The organism is Mycobacterium sp. E735 (genome assembly GCF_001666955.1).
Classification (GTDB): Bacteria; Actinomycetota; Actinomycetes; order Mycobacteriales; family Mycobacteriaceae; genus Mycobacterium.
The window spans coordinates 1-16,700 of the sequence record NZ_LZIX01000127.1 but is presented as its reverse complement, the minus strand read 5'-3'; the positions used below and the strand labels follow the sequence as shown (position 1 = coordinate 16,700).

17 protein-coding genes are annotated in these 16,700 nt (G+C 69.5%); 5 read left to right on the top strand and 12 right to left on the bottom strand.

Features of this window, described 5'->3' with window-relative positions; all coding sequences use genetic code 11:
* The 7 genes from A5704_RS10170 to A5704_RS10140 all read right to left on the bottom strand — a co-directional run.
* Window positions 1–379: PAS domain-containing protein (locus A5704_RS10170; RefSeq protein WP_156737654.1), on the bottom strand; the 379-nt coding region annotated here is incomplete at its 3' end.
* Between the two features lie 75 nt (window positions 380–454).
* A complete protein-coding gene (locus A5704_RS10165; RefSeq protein WP_067888834.1) occupies window positions 455–1,561 on the bottom strand; it encodes an enolase C-terminal domain-like protein in 1,107 nt (368 codons plus the stop codon).
* Window positions 1,558–2,574: an SDR family oxidoreductase gene (locus A5704_RS10160; RefSeq protein WP_197499179.1), complete on the bottom strand. Its 1,017-nt coding sequence runs from the start codon at window positions 2,572–2,574 to the stop codon at window positions 1,558–1,560. The genes A5704_RS10165 and A5704_RS10160 overlap by 4 nt, the downstream gene beginning before the upstream one ends.
* Window positions 2,575–2,589: 15 nt before the next feature.
* Window positions 2,590–4,383 carry a glycoside hydrolase family 15 protein gene (locus tag A5704_RS10155; RefSeq protein WP_067888825.1) on the bottom strand — a complete coding sequence of 598 codons (1,794 nt, stop codon included), beginning with the start codon at window positions 4,381–4,383 and terminating at the stop codon, window positions 2,590–2,592.
* A complete protein-coding gene (locus A5704_RS10150) occupies window positions 4,376–6,079 on the bottom strand; it encodes a GMC family oxidoreductase (protein WP_067888822.1) in 1,704 nt (567 codons plus the stop codon). The genes A5704_RS10155 and A5704_RS10150 overlap by 8 nt, the downstream gene beginning before the upstream one ends.
* On the bottom strand, window positions 6,079–6,825 hold the full coding sequence (locus tag A5704_RS10145) for a gluconate 2-dehydrogenase subunit 3 family protein (RefSeq protein WP_067888819.1): 747 nt from the start codon (window positions 6,823–6,825) through the stop codon (window positions 6,079–6,081). The genes A5704_RS10150 and A5704_RS10145 overlap by 1 nt, the downstream gene beginning before the upstream one ends.
* 5 nt (window positions 6,826–6,830) lie before the next feature.
* Entirely contained in the window at window positions 6,831–7,310 is a 480-nt protein-coding gene (locus A5704_RS10140) for a hypothetical protein (RefSeq protein ID WP_067750440.1), read from the bottom strand.
* Window positions 7,311–7,698: 388 nt separating this feature from the next.
* On the opposite strand from A5704_RS10140, the gene A5704_RS10135 reads away from it, so the two are divergent.
* Entirely contained in the window at window positions 7,699–9,132 is a 1,434-nt protein-coding gene (locus A5704_RS10135; protein WP_082954821.1) for an HNH endonuclease signature motif containing protein, read from the top strand.
* A gap of 10 nt (window positions 9,133–9,142) precedes the next feature.
* Here A5704_RS10135 and A5704_RS10130 read toward each other — a convergent pair whose 3' ends face one another.
* Window positions 9,143–9,787, bottom strand: coding sequence for an MspA family porin (locus tag A5704_RS10130; RefSeq protein ID WP_067750468.1), 645 nt, complete (start codon window positions 9,785–9,787; stop codon window positions 9,143–9,145).
* A 203-nt stretch (window positions 9,788–9,990) separates the two neighbouring features.
* On the opposite strand from A5704_RS10130, the gene A5704_RS10125 reads away from it, so the two are divergent.
* Window positions 9,991–10,230 carry a hypothetical protein gene (locus tag A5704_RS10125; RefSeq protein ID WP_067888813.1) on the top strand — a complete coding sequence of 80 codons (240 nt, stop codon included), beginning with the start codon at window positions 9,991–9,993 and terminating at the stop codon, window positions 10,228–10,230.
* Between the two features lie 98 nt (window positions 10,231–10,328).
* On the opposite strand, the gene A5704_RS10120 is transcribed toward A5704_RS10125, so the two are convergent.
* Entirely contained in the window at window positions 10,329–11,042 is a 714-nt protein-coding gene (locus A5704_RS10120) for a crotonase/enoyl-CoA hydratase family protein (protein ID WP_067888831.1), read from the bottom strand.
* A 253-nt stretch (window positions 11,043–11,295) separates the two neighbouring features.
* Between A5704_RS10120 and A5704_RS10115 the strand changes: the two genes are divergently transcribed.
* The 3 genes from A5704_RS10115 to A5704_RS10105 all read left to right on the top strand — a co-directional run bounded on the left by A5704_RS10115 (window position 11,296) and on the right by A5704_RS10105 (window position 14,916).
* Window positions 11,296–11,637: a DUF4189 domain-containing protein gene (locus A5704_RS10115; RefSeq protein WP_067784263.1), complete on the top strand. Its 342-nt coding sequence runs from the start codon at window positions 11,296–11,298 to the stop codon at window positions 11,635–11,637.
* Between the two features lie 86 nt (window positions 11,638–11,723).
* Window positions 11,724–14,708 carry an acyl-CoA synthetase gene (locus A5704_RS10110; protein WP_067888828.1) on the top strand — a complete coding sequence of 995 codons (2,985 nt, stop codon included), beginning with the start codon at window positions 11,724–11,726 and terminating at the stop codon, window positions 14,706–14,708.
* Window positions 14,701–14,916, top strand: a complete 216-nt coding sequence (locus tag A5704_RS10105) for a Trm112 family protein (protein ID WP_067888810.1) — start codon at window positions 14,701–14,703, stop codon at window positions 14,914–14,916. The genes A5704_RS10110 and A5704_RS10105 overlap by 8 nt, the downstream gene beginning before the upstream one ends.
* On the opposite strand, the gene A5704_RS10100 is transcribed toward A5704_RS10105, so the two are convergent.
* The 3 genes from A5704_RS10100 to A5704_RS10090 form a co-directional block, all read right to left on the bottom strand.
* The gene (locus A5704_RS10100) at window positions 14,882–15,505 is read right to left on the bottom strand and encodes a TetR family transcriptional regulator (protein WP_067888807.1); all 624 of its coding nucleotides are present in this window, start codon (window positions 15,503–15,505) and stop codon (window positions 14,882–14,884) included. The genes A5704_RS10105 and A5704_RS10100 overlap by 35 nt on opposite strands.
* Window positions 15,505–16,323 (bottom strand): ABC transporter permease, encoded by an 819-nt coding sequence (locus A5704_RS10095; protein WP_197504933.1) that lies wholly within the window; start codon window positions 16,321–16,323, stop codon window positions 15,505–15,507. Before A5704_RS10095 ends, A5704_RS10100 begins: the two co-directional genes overlap by 1 nt.
* Window positions 16,257–16,700 (bottom strand): ATP-binding cassette domain-containing protein (locus A5704_RS10090; RefSeq protein WP_156669975.1); only part of this gene is annotated, 444 nt, incomplete at its 5' end. The genes A5704_RS10095 and A5704_RS10090, both read right to left, overlap by 67 nt.

Below are 16,700 nucleotides of genomic sequence, written 5' to 3'. Positions count from 1 at the left end.
GGGTGCGGCCCCCGGTGTCGATGATGCGGTGCCGACTGCTGAACGGCTTGCCCCGCATCACGCGGTCCAGGACGGCCGCGACGCGCTCGCGGTCCTCGGGATGCTTGTGCTTGAGCAGCAGGTCCGTGGTGGGTTCGACCTGCCCGGGCCGGTACCCGTGCATCCGCGCGACCGCGTCCGACCACTCCCAGCGCTGGCCGTCCAGGAAGAACCGGAAGCGACCGACGCGCTGCGGTTGGCCCAGCCCCAGCACCAAATCAACGGCGCTCAGGTCGTCCTCTTCCACCACGTCGGACATCAGCGCCTCCGACGCGGCCGCCTCCCGGGTGGGTTCCCCGTCGCGCCGCTGAACGGCCTCGTCCTCGAAGTTCACGGTCATCGCGCGTTGCCCTTCAGATCCGTAACTATGTCCCTGGCGTATCAATGCCCACTTTTGCGCGGGTCCATGCACCGATCAGGCTTTTCGGTACGGCTCGGCGTCGGCGTGCTTGAAGTCCAGCCCCAGCCCGGGCCGGTGTTGGTCCGGCCGCAAGGCGCCGCCGTCGGGGGGCAGGGCGCCGTCGAAGAACATGTGCTCGATGCGGTGGTGATCGTGGAAATACTCCAGGTGCCGCAGGTTCGGGACGGCGGCCGCCACGTGGGCGTGCAGGTTGGGGGCGCAGTGCCCGGACACGTCGACGTTGTGGGCGGCGGCGACGGCCGCGGCCCGCAGCCAATCGGTGATGCCGCCGCATCGGGTGACGTCGATCTGCAGGCAGTCGACCGCCCCGGCGGCCAGCATGCGGTGGAAGTAGACCAGGTCGTAGCCGTACTCGCCGGCGGTGACGTCCGGGGTCACCTGGTCGCGCACCTCGTGCAGCCCGGCGAGGTCGTCGGAGGAGACGGGTTCTTCGAACCAGGTGACGTCCTGGTCGGCCATCGCGTGGGCGACCCGGATCGCCTGCTTGCGGCGGTAGGCGCCGTTGGCGTCGACATAGAGTTCCACCTCGGGCCCGATCACGCTGCGCGACAGGGCGATCCTATCCAGGTCGCGGCGCTCGTCGGAGCCACAGGACTCGCCGATCTTGATCTTGACCCGCGGAATCTTCCACTCGTCCACCCAGCGTTCCAGCTGGGCGCGGGTCTGCCGCTCGTCGTAGGTGGTGAAGCCGCCGCTGCCGTAGATCGGCACCGCGTCGTGCGCCATGCCGAGCAGCCGGCAGACCGGTAGCTCGAGCAGCTTGCCCTTGAGGTCCCACAGGGCGGTGTCGATCGCCGAGATGGCGCACGACACCAACCCGGGCCGTCCGTTGTTGCGCATCGCCCTGACCATCGCCTGCCAGCCGCCGGTGATGTCCAGCGCGCTGTGTCCGGTGAGCGTGCCCGCGAGCGCCCCGGTGATCAACGCCGCGCAGGCGCCGTCGGCGTACGTGTAGCCGACCCCGCGCCGCCCGCCGGCCGTGACCGCGGCCAGCACGAGCGTGGTCGACGACCAGGGCAGGGTACCGTCGGCTTCCGGTGCGTCGGTGGGGATTTCGTAGACCTGCGCGGTGACGTCGTCGACGGGCGCGTCGAGCGTCATCGGGTCCACCGGCGGGCCGCGAGCCACGCGCCGAGCCCCGCCGCCCCAAGCGCGCCGGTGCCGCTGGCGACGGGATGCTGCGACGCCCACAGTTGCGGGCTCAACGTGTGGGACTTGTCGTCGAACCCGCCGTGGGCGCCGTGGTCGCTGCCCGGCTCCTGGTCGAGCGGGTGCCACAGGTTGTGCGGCCGCCCCGCGCCGACGCGCTCGTCGGTCTGCTGCGAGTCGTACCCGGTGCGGCCCAGGTAGCGGTCCAGCAGCGGTGCGACGAATTTCTGCGCGAGCAGTGTCACCATCGTGGAATCCCCGACCCAATATTGTTTGCGCCCAGGGTGATCCGCGGCGTAGAGGACACCGCGGGCGGCGACCTCGGGCTGATAGATCGGGGGCACCGGCTGGGGATGGCGCGGCAGCCGGGACAGCACCCAGGAGAACTGGGGGGTGTTGACCGCGGGCATCTGCACGACGGTCACCCGCACCTTCGAGTGCTCGTGCAGCAGCTCGCAGCGCACCGATTCGGTGAACCCGTTGATGGCATGCTTGGCGCCGCAATAGGCGGACTGCAGCGGGATGGACCGCTGGCTGAGCGCGGAGCCGACCTGGACGATGGTGCCGCGGTCCCGCGGCCGCATCTTGTTCAGCGCCGCCATGGTGCCGTGCACGTAGCCGAGGTACGACACCTCGGTCACGCGTCTGAACTCCTCCGCGGTGATCTCGCTGAACGGCGCGAACACGGAGGTGAAGGCGACATTGACCCAGACGTCGATGGGCCCGAATGCGGCCTCGGTCTCGTCGGCGGCGGCGACGACCGCGTCGTGGTCGGCGACGTCGGTCGGGATGGCCAGCGCCTTGCCGCCACCGGCTTCGACGTCGCGCGCGGCGCCGTCCAGCCCGGCGGTGCCGCGGGCGAGCAGGGCCACGTTCGCCCCGCGCCGCCCGAACAATTGGGCGGCGGCCCGCCCGATGCCGGCGCTGGCTCCGGTGATCACGATTGTCTTCGGGGTCGGTGTCATCGCCGAAATCTCCTTTCAGCCGTGATGGACGGCGTCGTCGGCCAGGGTGGACGTGCACTCCAGCAGGAGCGCGTGCGCGAAGGCCTGGGGAAGGTTGCCGCGCAGCTGGCGCTGCCGGACGTCGTATTCCTCGCAGAACAATCCCGGGGGTCCGCAGGCGGCGCGGTTGCGCTCGAACCAGCGCATCGCGCAATGGTCATGTCCCAGTTGGTGTTCGGCGAGCGCCATCATGAACCCGCAGAGCAGGAACGCGCCCTCGGCGTCGCCGAGGTCCCGCTCGTCGTGCCGGAAGCGGTAGACGAACCCGTCGTCGCTGAGCTGCTCGCGGACGGCGTCCAGCGTGGCCCTGGTGCGCGGGTCGTCGGCGGGCACGGCCCCGCGCACGGGCGCCAACAGCAGCGACGCGTCGGTGCCGCGCAATCGCGGACTGCGCTGCCAGTAGCCGCCCTGCGGGTGCAGGCTGCCGGCGGCGGTGTCGGCCAGGATCGCGTCGGCCAGCGACGTGCAGGCGGCCACCTCGGGGCCGCCGCCGGCCACCTTGGCGATGGCGCGCAGCCCGGCCACGCATGCCAGGCGGGACTGCGTCCAGTGCTCGTCGTCAATCTCCCAAATGCCCGCATCCGGTTCGCGCCAGCGCTTTTCGATCGCCCCGATGGCGGTCTGCGCGGCGCGCCACCCCTCGGCGTCGAGCCGGCCGGCATTGCCCGCCCGGGCCAGCAGCTGCAGCGCCTCCCCGAAAACGTCGAGCTGGAATTGCTGGTTGACCCAATTGCCCACCTTGTCGGTGCCCCCGGGATAGCCGGGCAGGTCGAGGTCTTCCTCGCCGGGCACGCTGTCGCCGGTCACGGTGTAGGCCGGCCTGAGGTCGGGCCCGTGTTCGAGTAGGCGGGCGCCGACGAATTCGACCGCGCGGTCCAGCAATTCGTTCGCGCCGACCGTCGCCGCGGCGATACCGGCGTAGACCTGGTCGCGGATCCACGCGTAGCGGTAGTCGTAGTTGCGGTTGGTGTGCGCGCGTTCGGGCAGGCTCATCGTCGCGGCGGCGACCATCCCACCGCCGCTGCTGGTCAACCCCCGCAGCACGGCGTAGGAGTGCCGCCCATCGCGCGGGGCGATGGTGCAGTTCAGCTCGGGCATGCTGCGGTGCCACGCGGCTTCGGTTGCGTCCCAGGTGATGTCGGGGTCGGGCGGCCGGTCGGGGAGCGCGCGTTCGGAGAGCTCCAGCACGAAGTCGTGCCGACCGCCCTCGTCGACGGTGATCTCGCAGGTGAGGAGCTCCCCGCGGCCGCGCGTCCCCCGCACGGAGCGGACGTCGCAGCCGCCGGCCCAGCGCCATCGCAGCGGTCCCGACTTTCCGCTCCAGATCCCGTCGTCGACGCTCGCCTCGCCGCGGCCGTGGCGGCCGAACGCGGCGCTCGGCTGCAGCACCACCCGCACGCACGCGGTGCCGCGGCAGCCGATCAGGCGGCGCAGCAGCACCACCCGCTCGGGGTCGCCCGGAAAGGCAAGGGCCTCGCGGCATTCCACGATGCCATCGCGGGTGATCCAGCGGTTGCGCCAGATCAGGCTGCCCGGCTCGTAATAGCCGCCCCACACGTGCCGCACGTCGGTCGGGGTGATCGCGTACATCCCGCCGCCCCCGATGAGGTTGGAGAACACCGCGTCCGAGTGCCATCGCGGCGCGCACATCCACGCCACGTCGCCCTGCGGCCCGATCAGGGCGCCCCGCTCGCCGTCGGCCAGCAGCGCGTATTCGCGCAACACCCGGGGGGAGTAGGTCGCCTCGACGTCGATCGTGTGGTCAGCCACGGATCCCCGCCTCCGCCGGTCGCCTCGCCACGACGTCGGTGCCGATCTTCCGGGTCGCCATCCGTTCGGCGAGCCGTGAGGCCAGCGCCATGATCGTCAGCGCCGGGTTCGCCGAGCCCTGCGTCGGACACACCGAGCCGTCCGCCAGGAACAGGTTCGGCACGCCCCACACCCGGTGATCGGAGTCCACCACCGCGTTGTCCGGGCGGGTGCCCATCCGGGCGCCGCCGATCAGGTGGGCGAAGCGCTGGATGGTGAGCACGTCCTGGGCGCCTGCGGCCTGCAGGATGTCGCCGATCACCTCGGTGGAGTAGGCCATATTGGCCTTGTCGTTGTCGCACAACGTGTAATCGAACCGTGCCACCGGGAGGCCGTAGCGGTCCGTCTCTTCGGCGAGGGTGACCCGGTTTTCCGGCAACGGCAACAACTCGTTGAGCACGCCGATGGTCGCCCAGTGGTTGTAGTCGCGCATGTACTCCCGCAACGCGCGGCCCCAATGCCCGTCGGCCAGCACGTGTTCGGCCCATCCGATGGGCAGCGGCGAGACGGTCTGGATGGAGAAGCCGCGGGCGAACCCGCGCGACGCGTCGGTCTCGTAGAACTGCTCCGAGGACACCTCGGGGGGCGGGGCCTTGTACATCCGGATTTCTTCGGGCCACCGGCCCGCCGACTGCGTGGCGCCCTGCACCATCACATAGCGGCCGACCTGGTCGTCGTTGTTGCCCAATCCATTCGGGAAGCGTTCGCTCGCCGAGTTCAGCAGCAGGCGTGGCGTTTCAATGGAATACCCGGCGATCGCGACGGCCTTGGCCCGCTGCAGCCGTTCGGTGCCGCCGGCCTCGTCGTAGTAGACGACCCCGCGGGCGGCGCCGGTCTCGTCGAGCTCGACGCGCGCGGCCATGCAGTTGGCGCGGATCTCCACCGCGTGGGCCAGCGCGTCGGGCAGGTGCGTGACGTACGGGCTGGCCTTGGCGTTGACCTTGCAGCCCTGCAGGCAGTAGCCGCGGTAGATGCAGTGGGGGCGGTTGCCGAAGGTGCCGTTGACGATGCCGACGGGCCCGACCCGCATCTCGATGCCCAGCTGCATCGCGCCCCGCCACAGCTTGGCGGCGGCACCCGAAATGGGGTGTGGCGAGAAGGAGTAACGGTGCGGGTAACCCCACGGCCAGTTCTGTCCGGCCACCGGCAACTCGAGTTCGATGCGCTCGTAGTGGCGGCGGATGTCCTCGTAGCCGATCGGCCAGTCCGCCCCGACCCCGTCGAGGGTGTGGGTGTGAAAGTCGCTGGGATGGAACCGCGGGGTGTAGCCGGCGTAGTGGACCATCGAGCCCCCCACCCCGCGCCCGGAGTTGTTCTTGCCCAACTCGATCGGGTCGTCGCCGCCGATGATGCGCTTCTGCGTCCAGTACAGGGAATGGGAGCCCGCCTCGTCGGACACCCAGTCCTCGTCCGGGTGCCAGAATGGGCCCGCCTCGATGATCACCACCCGCCAGCCGGCGCGCGCCAGCCGTTGCGCCAGCACCGATCCGCCGGCGCCCGCCCCTACGACCACCAGGTCGACCTCGTCGTCGTCGCGGTAGCGCCGCATCGTCTTTTCGCCGGGCAGGTCGCGCGCGTGCACGTCGAGTAGGAACCGTGATTCGTTGTCCTTCGGCCCGATCGCCCCCCTCAGCAGCCCACGGAGCCGGTCGCCCATCACAGCTCACCCCGCTGAACCACGCGGACCGGGTCCTCGTCGGTGGCGCCCGGGGTCTCGAAGGGCTCGCGGGCGGCGGCCGGGCCGGTGGCGCCGCCGAGGCGCATGAACCCTCGCGGGTAGGCCGGTCCGCCGAACCCGATCTCGTTCCACGCCCACGGATGGGAGTAGAAGCTGGACAACACCATTCGCATGCACACCGACCAGGCGCGTTTGACGTTCATGCGCTCCCAGACCCCGCCGTCCAGGGCGCCCTGGGAGAATTGGTCGACGATCTCTTCGCGGGTGTCGGGCTCGGCTTCGGCGAACGACGCCTTGCCGTAGCGGCTGGACGCGGTCTCGTCGAGCCCCCGCAGCACCAGTCGCCAGGCGTCGCGGTCGTCGGGCATGTCGGCGTACTGGTAGCCGTCGAGGCGCCCGTCGGCGAGCTTGGAGTCGACGGATTCGGCCACCGGCACGCGCGGCTCGCGGTCCTGCGCCAGCACCGTGTCGCAGAACGCGCGCAGGCACGGCTCCTCCTCGGCGGTGAAAAACCGCAGCGGCCCGGGCGGCTCCAGCCGCGCCAGCACCACCTTCTTGGTGGCCTCGTCCCAGGTGTCGGTCGTTTCCAGCACGTCGAAATCCGGGTAGCGGCCGATCATTTGGGGTGTGACACCCCGGCGCTGCTTGGGTAGCCACGACGGGTGCGGGGGCTTGCGGTCCGCACGCAGGTTGGGCAGGTGATCCGGGCGTGAGGTGTCGGCCATCGCGCTCAGCCCCGGAACCGCTCGCGCCGCAGGATCGAGGCCAGCAGCCCCATCGCCCCGACCATGCACATCAGTCCGGGGGCCGCGATCGGCGGGCCCATGGGCACGTTGTACGACGCGTTCTTCCACCCGCCCGGCTTGCGGGCGACCCCCCGCGCGTGCAGATATTCGCCCATCAGGCCGTTGGCGGTATAGACGCCCGCGGTGATCGGCAGCCAGAGTTTGGCCCAGCGCCGCGAGAACACCCCGCCGATTCCGGCGACGACCACGGGCGGTGTCACCACGATCGGGCTCCACATCCACTTGTTGCCGAAGCTGGCCTTGTAGTGCTCGAAATAGATTTCCGCCGTCGTGACGACGGCCGCGATCGCCGTCAACCCGGACAGCGAGCGTTCGAAGCGACCGTGCGCGACGTTGTACAACGCCCGCTCGGCGAGGTGTTCGGCCTCGCCTGTGCGTCGACCGCCGTTGCCTGACAACAACATTGGGTTCCCTTCCTCGCTCGTTGGTTCATGAATTAGCCGACTGGCTGCGCGCGCGGATCCACGCGGGTATCCGGGACATATTGCGCGGCAAGCTGATCGGGTAGCCGCGCGCGGAGAAAGCATGCCGCCGTTTTGCTCATGCGTCACCTCACTCCTGAAACGAAACACGCTCAGGCGGCCACCGCGAAGAAGGCTCGCGATGACTGCCCAGATCTGGCATGCGCCCAGCTGCGTGTTTCAACCGAGGTGGTCCCGACGGCGCGTCGTGACCGAAGCGCATCCGCTGCGTACCCGATTCCCGTCGGCGTAAACAGTTCGATCGGTGTCGGGTTGACGGCCCATCGCGCCGCCCATCTAGTTGTCGGAGGGCTGTCCTATGATCGAACACATGTTCGAGTACGTGCTGGCATCCCGTTCGACGCCGGAATCGGCGGCGTTGCTGGATCGGATGCGTGAGGCGGGGCGTGCGGAGGCACGGGCCGCCGCCGAACGTTTGGTAGCGGTGGGGGACCTGCTGGTGCTGCGCTGCCGCGATTCGGGGGAGCAGGCGGACTGGGCGGCCGACGCGTGGGAGGCGGTCGCCGCGCAGGTCGGTGCGGCGCTGGGGTGCAGTGTGGCGATGGCGCACAGCTATCTGCGGTACGCGATGGCGATGCGCGAGCGGCTGCCGCAGGTCGGCAAGGCGTTCCAGGCCGGTGATATCGACTATCGCGCGTTCCAGACGATCGTGTTTCGCACCGATCTGATCACCGATGCCGACGTGTTGGCGCGGGTGGATGCCCGACTTGCGGCGTTGCTGTCACGGCGCCCCTCGCTGACCCGGGGCGGGTTGAGCGCGGCGGTGGATCGGGTGGTGGCGCTGGTGGATGCCGATGCGGTGCGCCGGGCCAGGGAGGCGATCAACGATCGGTTCGTGGACGTGCAAGCCAACGAGTCGGGCATGGGCTGGCTGACCGGCAGCGTCTTGGGCGCCGACGGACATGCGCTGGACCGGCGGCTCGATGAGCTGGCCCGCAGCGTGTGTGGCGCCGATCCGCGTACCCACCGACAGCGGCGCGCCGACGCGCTGGGGGCACTCGCCGCCGGGGCGGAGCGGTTGCGGTGCCAATGCGGAACGCCCGAGTGTGCAGCCACCGAGCGCACCCCGAGCGCTGTGGTGATTCACGTCCTAGCCGAGCAGGCCACCGTCGCCGGCCACGGAGCCGCCCCGGGTGTCCTGCCCGGGTTTGAGGGACTCCTGCCCGCCGAGGTGATCGCCGAGCTGGCCGGCTCGGCCAAGCTCGTGCCCCTGGGCGCCCCGGCCGAGGCGGAGCCGCGCTACACCCCGTCGAGGGGGCTGGCCGATTTCGTGCGGTGCCGGGACCTGACGTGTCGGGCCCCGGGGTGTGACCGCCCGGCCGTCGACTGCGACATCGACCACACGATTCCCTACTCCGAGGGCGGTGCGACGCACCCGTCGAACCTCAAATGCCTTTGCCGCCAACATCATTTGCTGAAAACCTTTTGGGGCTGGCGCGACGAACAATTGGAAGATGGCACCCTGATCTGGCGGCTGCCCGACGGACACACTTATGTGACCATGCCGGGCAGCGCGCTGCTGTTCCCCAGCCTGTGCGCCCCCACCGGCGACGCCCCGGTCCTCCCGGCACCCGAGCGCCGCGGCGAACGCACCGCAATGATGCCGCGTCGCAAGAGAACCCGCGCCCAGAACCGGGCCCACCGCGTCTCCAGCGAGCGCCGGCACAACCGCCAAGCGCGGTTGGCCACCCAATCGACGTCCGCGGGTCCCGCACCCCCCGACGACGAACCCCCGCCGTTTTGATCCGGAGAGCTCAGACGGATTTGGTGACGCCGACGTAGGACAGCACGACGTCGGATTCGTCGGTCACCTGGGTCAGGGTCGCGTAGGACCGGATGAACGACTGCCCGACGCAGCCGTCGATCTTGACGTGGAACCCGGTAACGATGACCCGGGGATTGGCGCCCTTGAAGTCTTTCTTGGCCACCGGTACGACGATGACGACGCCGGGCTTGAGCCCCACGGTGACCACGCCGTTCAGCGGTGTGGTGATCAGCGGGACGGCCACTGGCGTGCCGGCTCCCAGGCCCGCGATGCCGAGGCCCGGGCTGACGCCGGCGCTGCCCGCGATGGTGACACCGTTGGAGGTGCTCATGTCGATCCCGCAGCCGATCTCGTAACCCACCTCGAGCACCCCGCGAGGCTGTTCGAGCCCGTCCAACGAACCGAAAAACGTTCCGCGGGCGAGGTATTCGCGGGACGAGACCGCGGTGGTCAACGGCGCGATGGGGGTTTGTGACTCGTCCCTGGCTGCAAGGGTCAGGGTCCAGCCTTCGGGCGTCGTGTAGGTAACCGGATCGGACGACGGCACCCGCCCTTCGTCCGGTGCGCCCGCGGTGGCCGCGGCGTTTTCGGCGTCGGGATCGGCGGCCGCCGGTGGCGCCGAGTTCACCGACATGACGACGCACAGCGCGAGAATCGCAGCGCGACGGACGTTGACGGCTACCGGCCACACGACCGATACCGTATGCGCGGCCGGAACCCGGGCCCGAAATTTGCCGGCCGACCGGCCGAAGTCGTTTCGCGTTCGTGACCGTTATGGAACATCGGTGCGCAACTCTTACGGTAACCAGTGTTCCGGCGACCACGGAAAGGGTGGCGATGAATTCTCACCCGCGCGCTCTCGGACTGCTGGCGGGGGCGGTGATCCTCCTGGCTCTGACCGGCGGCACCGGCGTGGCGCATGCGGATTCGTCAGACCCGTCGGGGCCGGGCGTGCTCAATCAACTCATCACGTCGACCCCGGCGCTGTCTCCGGATCCCGCCGACGAAGGCGGTCCCACGGCGGGCTCGAACGCCGTCGGAATGTATTGCGAGAACCGATTCGCGCGGTGCCACTAGGCGGATCGCGATCAGCGGGCCCGCCGATCCGTACTCCGAGGGCGGTCCGACGCATCCGTCGAATCCGAAATGCCCATGCCGTCAACCCTGTCGGACCATCACGTGCTGGAGCCGTGTCGGCCCGCCCCGTCCACGAACCGCATTGCGCCTGACTGCAATTCGGATGCCGAACGCGCCAAACTGTCGAACTCGAAGTCCATGGCCTCGGCCTCGCTTCGTCCCCATTGGTAGAGCGTCGACAGGCGGTCCGAGCGCAGGCATGTTTGCGGCAGCGCCGAGAGTTCGGCTGCCAGCTCCTCTGCTGCCTCACGGGCTGTGCCAGTGGGTACGACACGATTCGCCAACCCGATAGCCAGCGCCTCGGTCGCGTCGACCGAACGTCCGGTGAGGATCAGATCCATTGCCCGACCGTGTCCGATCAGTCGGGGCAGTCGGACGGTGCCGCCGTCGATGAGAGGCAATCCCCAGCGTCGGCAGAACACTCCGAAGACGGCATCCGCCTCGACTACTCGCAAATCGCACCACACCGCCAGCTCGAGGCCGCCAGCAACGGCATAGCCACTGACAGCGGCAATCACCGGTTTGGACAGGGTCATCCGGCTAGGACCCATCGGACCTGGACCGGTTGGACTCACCGGGTTGAAGTCACCCGTCTCGGCTCCCTTCAAATCCGCGCCAGAGCAGAAATTCCCCTGATCTCCCCACAGCACGGCCACCGACGCGGACTCGTCATTGTCGAACTCTTCGAACGCGGCAAGGAGCGCGGCGGCAGCAGATCCGTTGACCGCGTTGCGGGCCTCCGGACGATTCATGATCACGGTGGTGACGGGTCCGTTCTTCTCGACCCGAACACCGCCCTTGCCCTTGGGTTCAGTCGTCGCGCCCACGGCCTCGACGTTATCCGCACCAACCGCTGCGCCGATCGCGATCTGAACCCCCATTTCTAAAGGGCCTCATGGCCGGTTCTCACCTCGCTGAAAGCAAGGGCCGCGACGCTGAGTTATGCCAAGCAGGACGGCCGGGCCGGCGGCGGTGGTGAGTGCTCTCGTCGTCGCCGGATGGCAAATGGCGACCCCGGTGGCCCGGGCCGACGTCGACTTCTACTGCAGGCCGGGCTGCTGGGGTGCGATCGCGGCGTCGCCGTCGACCGGAGAAGAGTCCATCCGCCTCAACTACCGCACCCGGCAGCAGGCCGAGGACGCCGCCGTGTTGTGGTGCGACGTCATGGGCAAGACCAACGACTGCCAGGCCCTCACGTCGGGGCTGGGGTGTCTGTCGATCGCCGAAGCCGGGGACGGGAACGCGTTGGCGGCGCGGGTCGCGCCGACCCTCGACGCGGCCGACGCGGCGGCGCTGGAGGGTGCGGGCCCCGGGGCCAAGATCGACCTGCACGACTGCAACGGTTGACCGCCCGGAGCAAATTACCTGGCCAGGACCGCCGAGCCCGCCGATGTGCCATGATGTCGGAGCTGTCAAGACACAAGGGAGCGGCCGTGGATCTCAACTTGTCGATTGTCACGCGACCGGTCGAGCGCCTGATTGCGACGGCGCAGAACGGGCTGGAGGTTGTCCGGCTGGGGGGCTTGGAAACAGGTAGCGTCCCATCGCCGTCGCAAATCGTCGAGAGCGTACCGATGTACAAGCTCCGGCGTTACTTCCCGCCCGACAGCCGGCGCGAGAAGCGGGTGGGTCCGCCGGTGCTGATGGTGCACCCGATGATGATGTCGGCGAACATGTGGGACGTCACGCGCGAGGAGGGCGCGGTGGGCATCCTGCACGCCAACGGCCTGGATCCCTGGGTGATCGACTTCGGGGAGCCCGACAAGGTGGAAGGCGGCATGCGCCGCACCCTCGCCGACCACATCGTCGCGCTGAGTCAGGCCATCGACACCGTCAAGGACGTCACCGGCAGCGACATCCACCTGGTCGGCTATTCGCAGGGCGGCATGTGGTGTTACCAGGTCGCCGCCTACCGGCGGTCGAAGAGCCTGGCCAGCATCGTCACCTTCGGTTCTCCGGTGGACACCCTGGCCGCGCTGCCGATGGGCATCCCGGCAAACTTCGCCGCGCCCGCCGCCAACTTCATGGCGGACCACGTCTTCAGCCGGCTGGCCATCCCCAGCTGGATGGCGCGCACGGGCTTCCAGATGCTCGATCCGCTCAAGACCGCCAAGGCGCGCGTCGACTTCGTGCGCCAGCTGCACGACCGCGAGGCGCTACTCCCGCGCGAGCAGCAGCGCCGCTTCCTCGAACGCGAAGGCTGGATCGCCTGGTCGGGCCCGGCGATCTCCGAACTGCTCAAGCAGTTCATCGCCCACAACCGGATGATGACCGGCGGCTTCGCCGTCAACGGCCAGATGGTCACGCTCACCGACATCACCTGTCCGGTGCTGGCCTTCGTCGGCGAGGTGGACGACATCGGGCAGCCGGCCTCGGTGCGCGGCATCCGGCGCGCCGCACCCGACGCCGAAGTCTACGAATCCACCATCCGCACAGGCCATTTCGGCTTGGTCGTGGGATCTAAAGCGGCGCAACAGAGTTGGCCGACCGTCGCCGCCTGGGTGAAGTGGCTGTCCACCGGCGGCGACAAGCCGGAGGGCATCGATCTGATGGCCGACCAGCCCGCGGAGCACACCGACAGCGGCGTCGCGCTGAGTTCCCGGATCACGCACGGCCTGGGCGAGGTCTCCGAGGCGGCGCTGGGCATGGTGCGCGGCGCGGCCAACACGGTGGTCGCGGCCAACAAGTCGATGCGCACCCTGGCCGTCGAGACGGCCCGCACCCTGCCGCGCCTGGTCCGCCTGGGGCAGATCAACGACCACACCCGCATCTCGCTGGGCCGCATCATCGAGGAACAGGCGCACGACGCCCCGCAGGGCGAATTCCTGCTCTTCGACGGGCGCGTGCACACGTACGAGGCCGTCAACCGGCGCATCAACAATGTCGTCCGCGGCCTGATCGAGGTCGGCGTGCGGCAGGGCGACCGGGTGGGCGTCCTGATGGAGACGCGACCCAGCGCGCTGGTCGCCATCGCCGCCCTGTCGCGCCTGGGCGCGATCGGGGTGGTGATGAGACCGGATGCCGACCTGGCCGCGTCGGTCCGGCTCGGCGGGGTGACAGAGCTGCTCACCGACCCCGCCAACCTGGAGGCGGTGCTGGCGTCGGACCGCCAGGGGCTGCGTCAGGTGCTGGTGCTCGGCGGCGGCGAGTCGCGCGATCTGCACCTGCCCGACGACAGCGACGTCATCGACATGGAGCAGATCGACCCGGACGCCGTCCAGCTGCCCGGGTGGTACCGCCCCAACCCGGGGCTGGCCCGCGACCTGGCGTTCATCGCGTTCAGCGCGGCCGGCGGCGAGCTGGTGGCCAAGCAGATCACCAACTACCGCTGGGCGGTGTCGGCCTTCGGGACCGCCTCGACGGCCGCCCTGGACCGCCGGGACACCGTCTACTGCCTGACCCCGCTGCACCACGAGTCGGCGCTGCTGGTGAGCCTCGGCGGCGCGGTGGTCGGCGGCACCCGCATCGCGCTGTCCCGCGGCCTGGACCGCGACCGGTTCGTCCAGGAGGTGCGGCAGTACGGCGTCACCGTGGTGTCCTACACCTGGGCCATGCTCCGCGAGATCGTCGACGATCCCGCATTCGTGCTGCACGGCAACCACCCGGTGCGGCTGTTCATCGGTTCCGGCATGCCGACCGGCTTGTGGGGCCGGGTCGTCGACGCGTTCACGCCCGCGCACGTCGTCGAATTCTTCGCCACCACCGACGGACAAGCGGTGTTGGCCAACGTGTCCGGCGCGAAGACCGGCAGCAAGGGTCGCCCGCTGCCCGGCGCCGGACGCATCGAGCTGGCCGCCTACGACGCCGAGCACGACCTGATCCTGGAGAACGAGCGCGGCTTCGTCCAGGTCGCCGAGCCGAAACAGGTCGGGGTGCTGCTCGCCGCGTCCAACGGTCCGATCGACCCGACGGCGTCGGTCAAGCGGGGAGTGTTCGCCGCCGGCGACACCTGGATCTCCACCGAGTACCTGTTCTACCGCGACGACGACGGGGACTACTGGCTGGCGGGCCGGCGCGGCTCGGTGGTCCACACCGCGCGGGGCCTGGTGTTCGACGAGCCGGTCACCAACGTGCTGGGGTGCATCAACGGTGTCGACCTCGCGGTGACCTACAACGTGCCGCTGGGCGACCGGGAGGTCGCGGTGTCGGCGCTGACGCTGCTTCCCGGGGCCAGCATCACCGCGGCGGACCTGACGGACGCCGTCGCCAAGATTCCGATCGGGGTGGGGCCCGACATCGTCCAGGTCTGCCCGGAGATGACGCTGAGCGCGACCTACCGCCCGACCGTCAGCGCCCTGCGCGCGGCGGGAATTCCCAAGCCGGGCCGCCAGGTGTGGTACTTCGACGCCGACGGGCAGCACTTCCGAAAGCTGACCCCCGGCATCCGGTCCGAACTGAAGGGGCGCGCCGATGGTTGACGATTCGCTGCTGAGCATCCTGGTGTGCCCGGCCGACCGGGGTCCGTTGCTGCTCGTGGACGACGAATTGCTGTACAACCCGCGGCTGCGGCGCGCCTATCGCATCGAGGACGGCATCCCGGTGCTGCTCGTCGACGAGGCCCGCGATGTCGACGATGACGAGCACGCGCGCCTCATGGCACGAGGCCGTCCGGCAGATCCCCGGTGAGGTAGCGCTGCAGGTTCGGTGCGATGGTCGCCGCGACCTGCTCGGCCGGCAACGAAGCGAACGGCTCCAGCTTCAGGATGTAGCGCGCCATCACCACGCCGACCAGTTGCGACGCGACGAATTGGACGCGGATGTGTCCGCTTCCGGGTGGATTGTCAACGCGCGGGCCGACTTCCACGGCGATCACGTCCTGGATGAAGGTGCGGAACAGGCTGACTTCCGAGCCGGCGATGATGGAGCGCAGGGCGGCGACGAACGCGGTGCCGACTTCGGAATCCCACAGCGGCAACAACATCGACGGCAGGGTGTGGCCGAGCTCGTCGACGGGTACCTCGCGCAGTTGGCCGATCACCTCCATCGGGTCGATCGGGATGTGGACGGCGGCGGCGAAGAGCTTTTCCTTGGTGCCGAAGTAGTGGTGCACCAGGGCGGAATCCACCCCGGCCGCCGCGGCCACCGCGCGTATCGAGGTATTGCGAATGCCGTTCCGGGCGAACAGCTCTCGCGCGTTGGAGAGGATTCGCTCACGGGTGTCGGAGCCGCCGGCCGGCCGGCCGGGCCGCCTGCGCTGGCTGTTGGTGATCGCCACTAGGCGGTCCGCCGTCGCAGCGTGGCCGCGGCCAGGCACAGCGCCGCGAGGGCGAAGCCCAGCACGACGATGATGTCGCGCACCGCGATGTAGGTCAGCTCGGGGTGCGCGCCCACCTGTTGCAGCGCCTCCAGCGCATAACTGGCCGGCATCACGTTGCTGACCCACTGCAGCCAGTGCGGCATCAGCGCCCGCGGCACGATGATGCCGGCCAGCAACAGCTGCGGCACCATCACCAGCGGGATGAACTGCACCGCCTGAAACTCGGTGCGCGCGAACGCACTACACAACAGCCCCAGGCCCACGCCGAGGACGGCGTTGACGATCGCGATCACGAACACCCACGCCGGGCTGCCTGCGGTGTCGAAGCCGAGCAACCAGAACGACACGACGCACGCCAGCACCGCCTGCGCCGCGGCGGCCACCGAGAAGGCGCTGCCATAGGCGATCAGCAGGTCGAACCGGCGCAGGGGAGTGGTCAGGATCCGCTCCAGCGTCCCGGAGGCCCGTTCACGCTGCATCGTGATCGCCGTGATGATGAACATGACGAACAGCGGGAACAGGCCGAGCAGGATCAGGCAGGCGTTGTTGAACGGCGCAGGCGTGCCGGGCCGATGCGGCGCGTTCTGAAACATGTAGTACATCAACGTGATCACCAAGACCGGCACGAACAGGATCATGGCGACGCTGCGGTGGTCGGCCGCCAGCTGGCGCAGGATTCGCGTCGTGGTGGCGGTGTAGCCCTTGAGCCCTAGCCGGCCTGGCGCATGGTGCTGCGCTTGATGATGGACAGAAACGCGTCCTCCAGTGACGTGCATCCGGTGTCCTCTCGTAGTTGGGCCGGGGTGGTGTGGGCAAGCAGGTGACCGTCGCGCATCAGCAGCAGGTCGCCGCAGTGGTCGGCTTCGTCCATGACGTGGCTGGAGACCAGCAGCGTGGTTCCGCCGCGGGCGAGCTCGGCGAACTGCTCCCAGAGATCCGCGCGCAGCACCGGGTCCAGGCCGACCGTGGGCTCGTCGAGCACGAGCAGGTCGGGCCGGCAGACCAGCGCGCAGGCCAGCGACACCCGGGTGCGCTGGCCGCCGGAAAGGTTGCCGCAGAACGCGGTTCGGTGGTCGGCCAGCCCGACCCGTTCGATCGCGTCGTCGGCGGCCTGGTGCTCGAAACCGTACAGCGCGGCGAAGTAACGGACGTT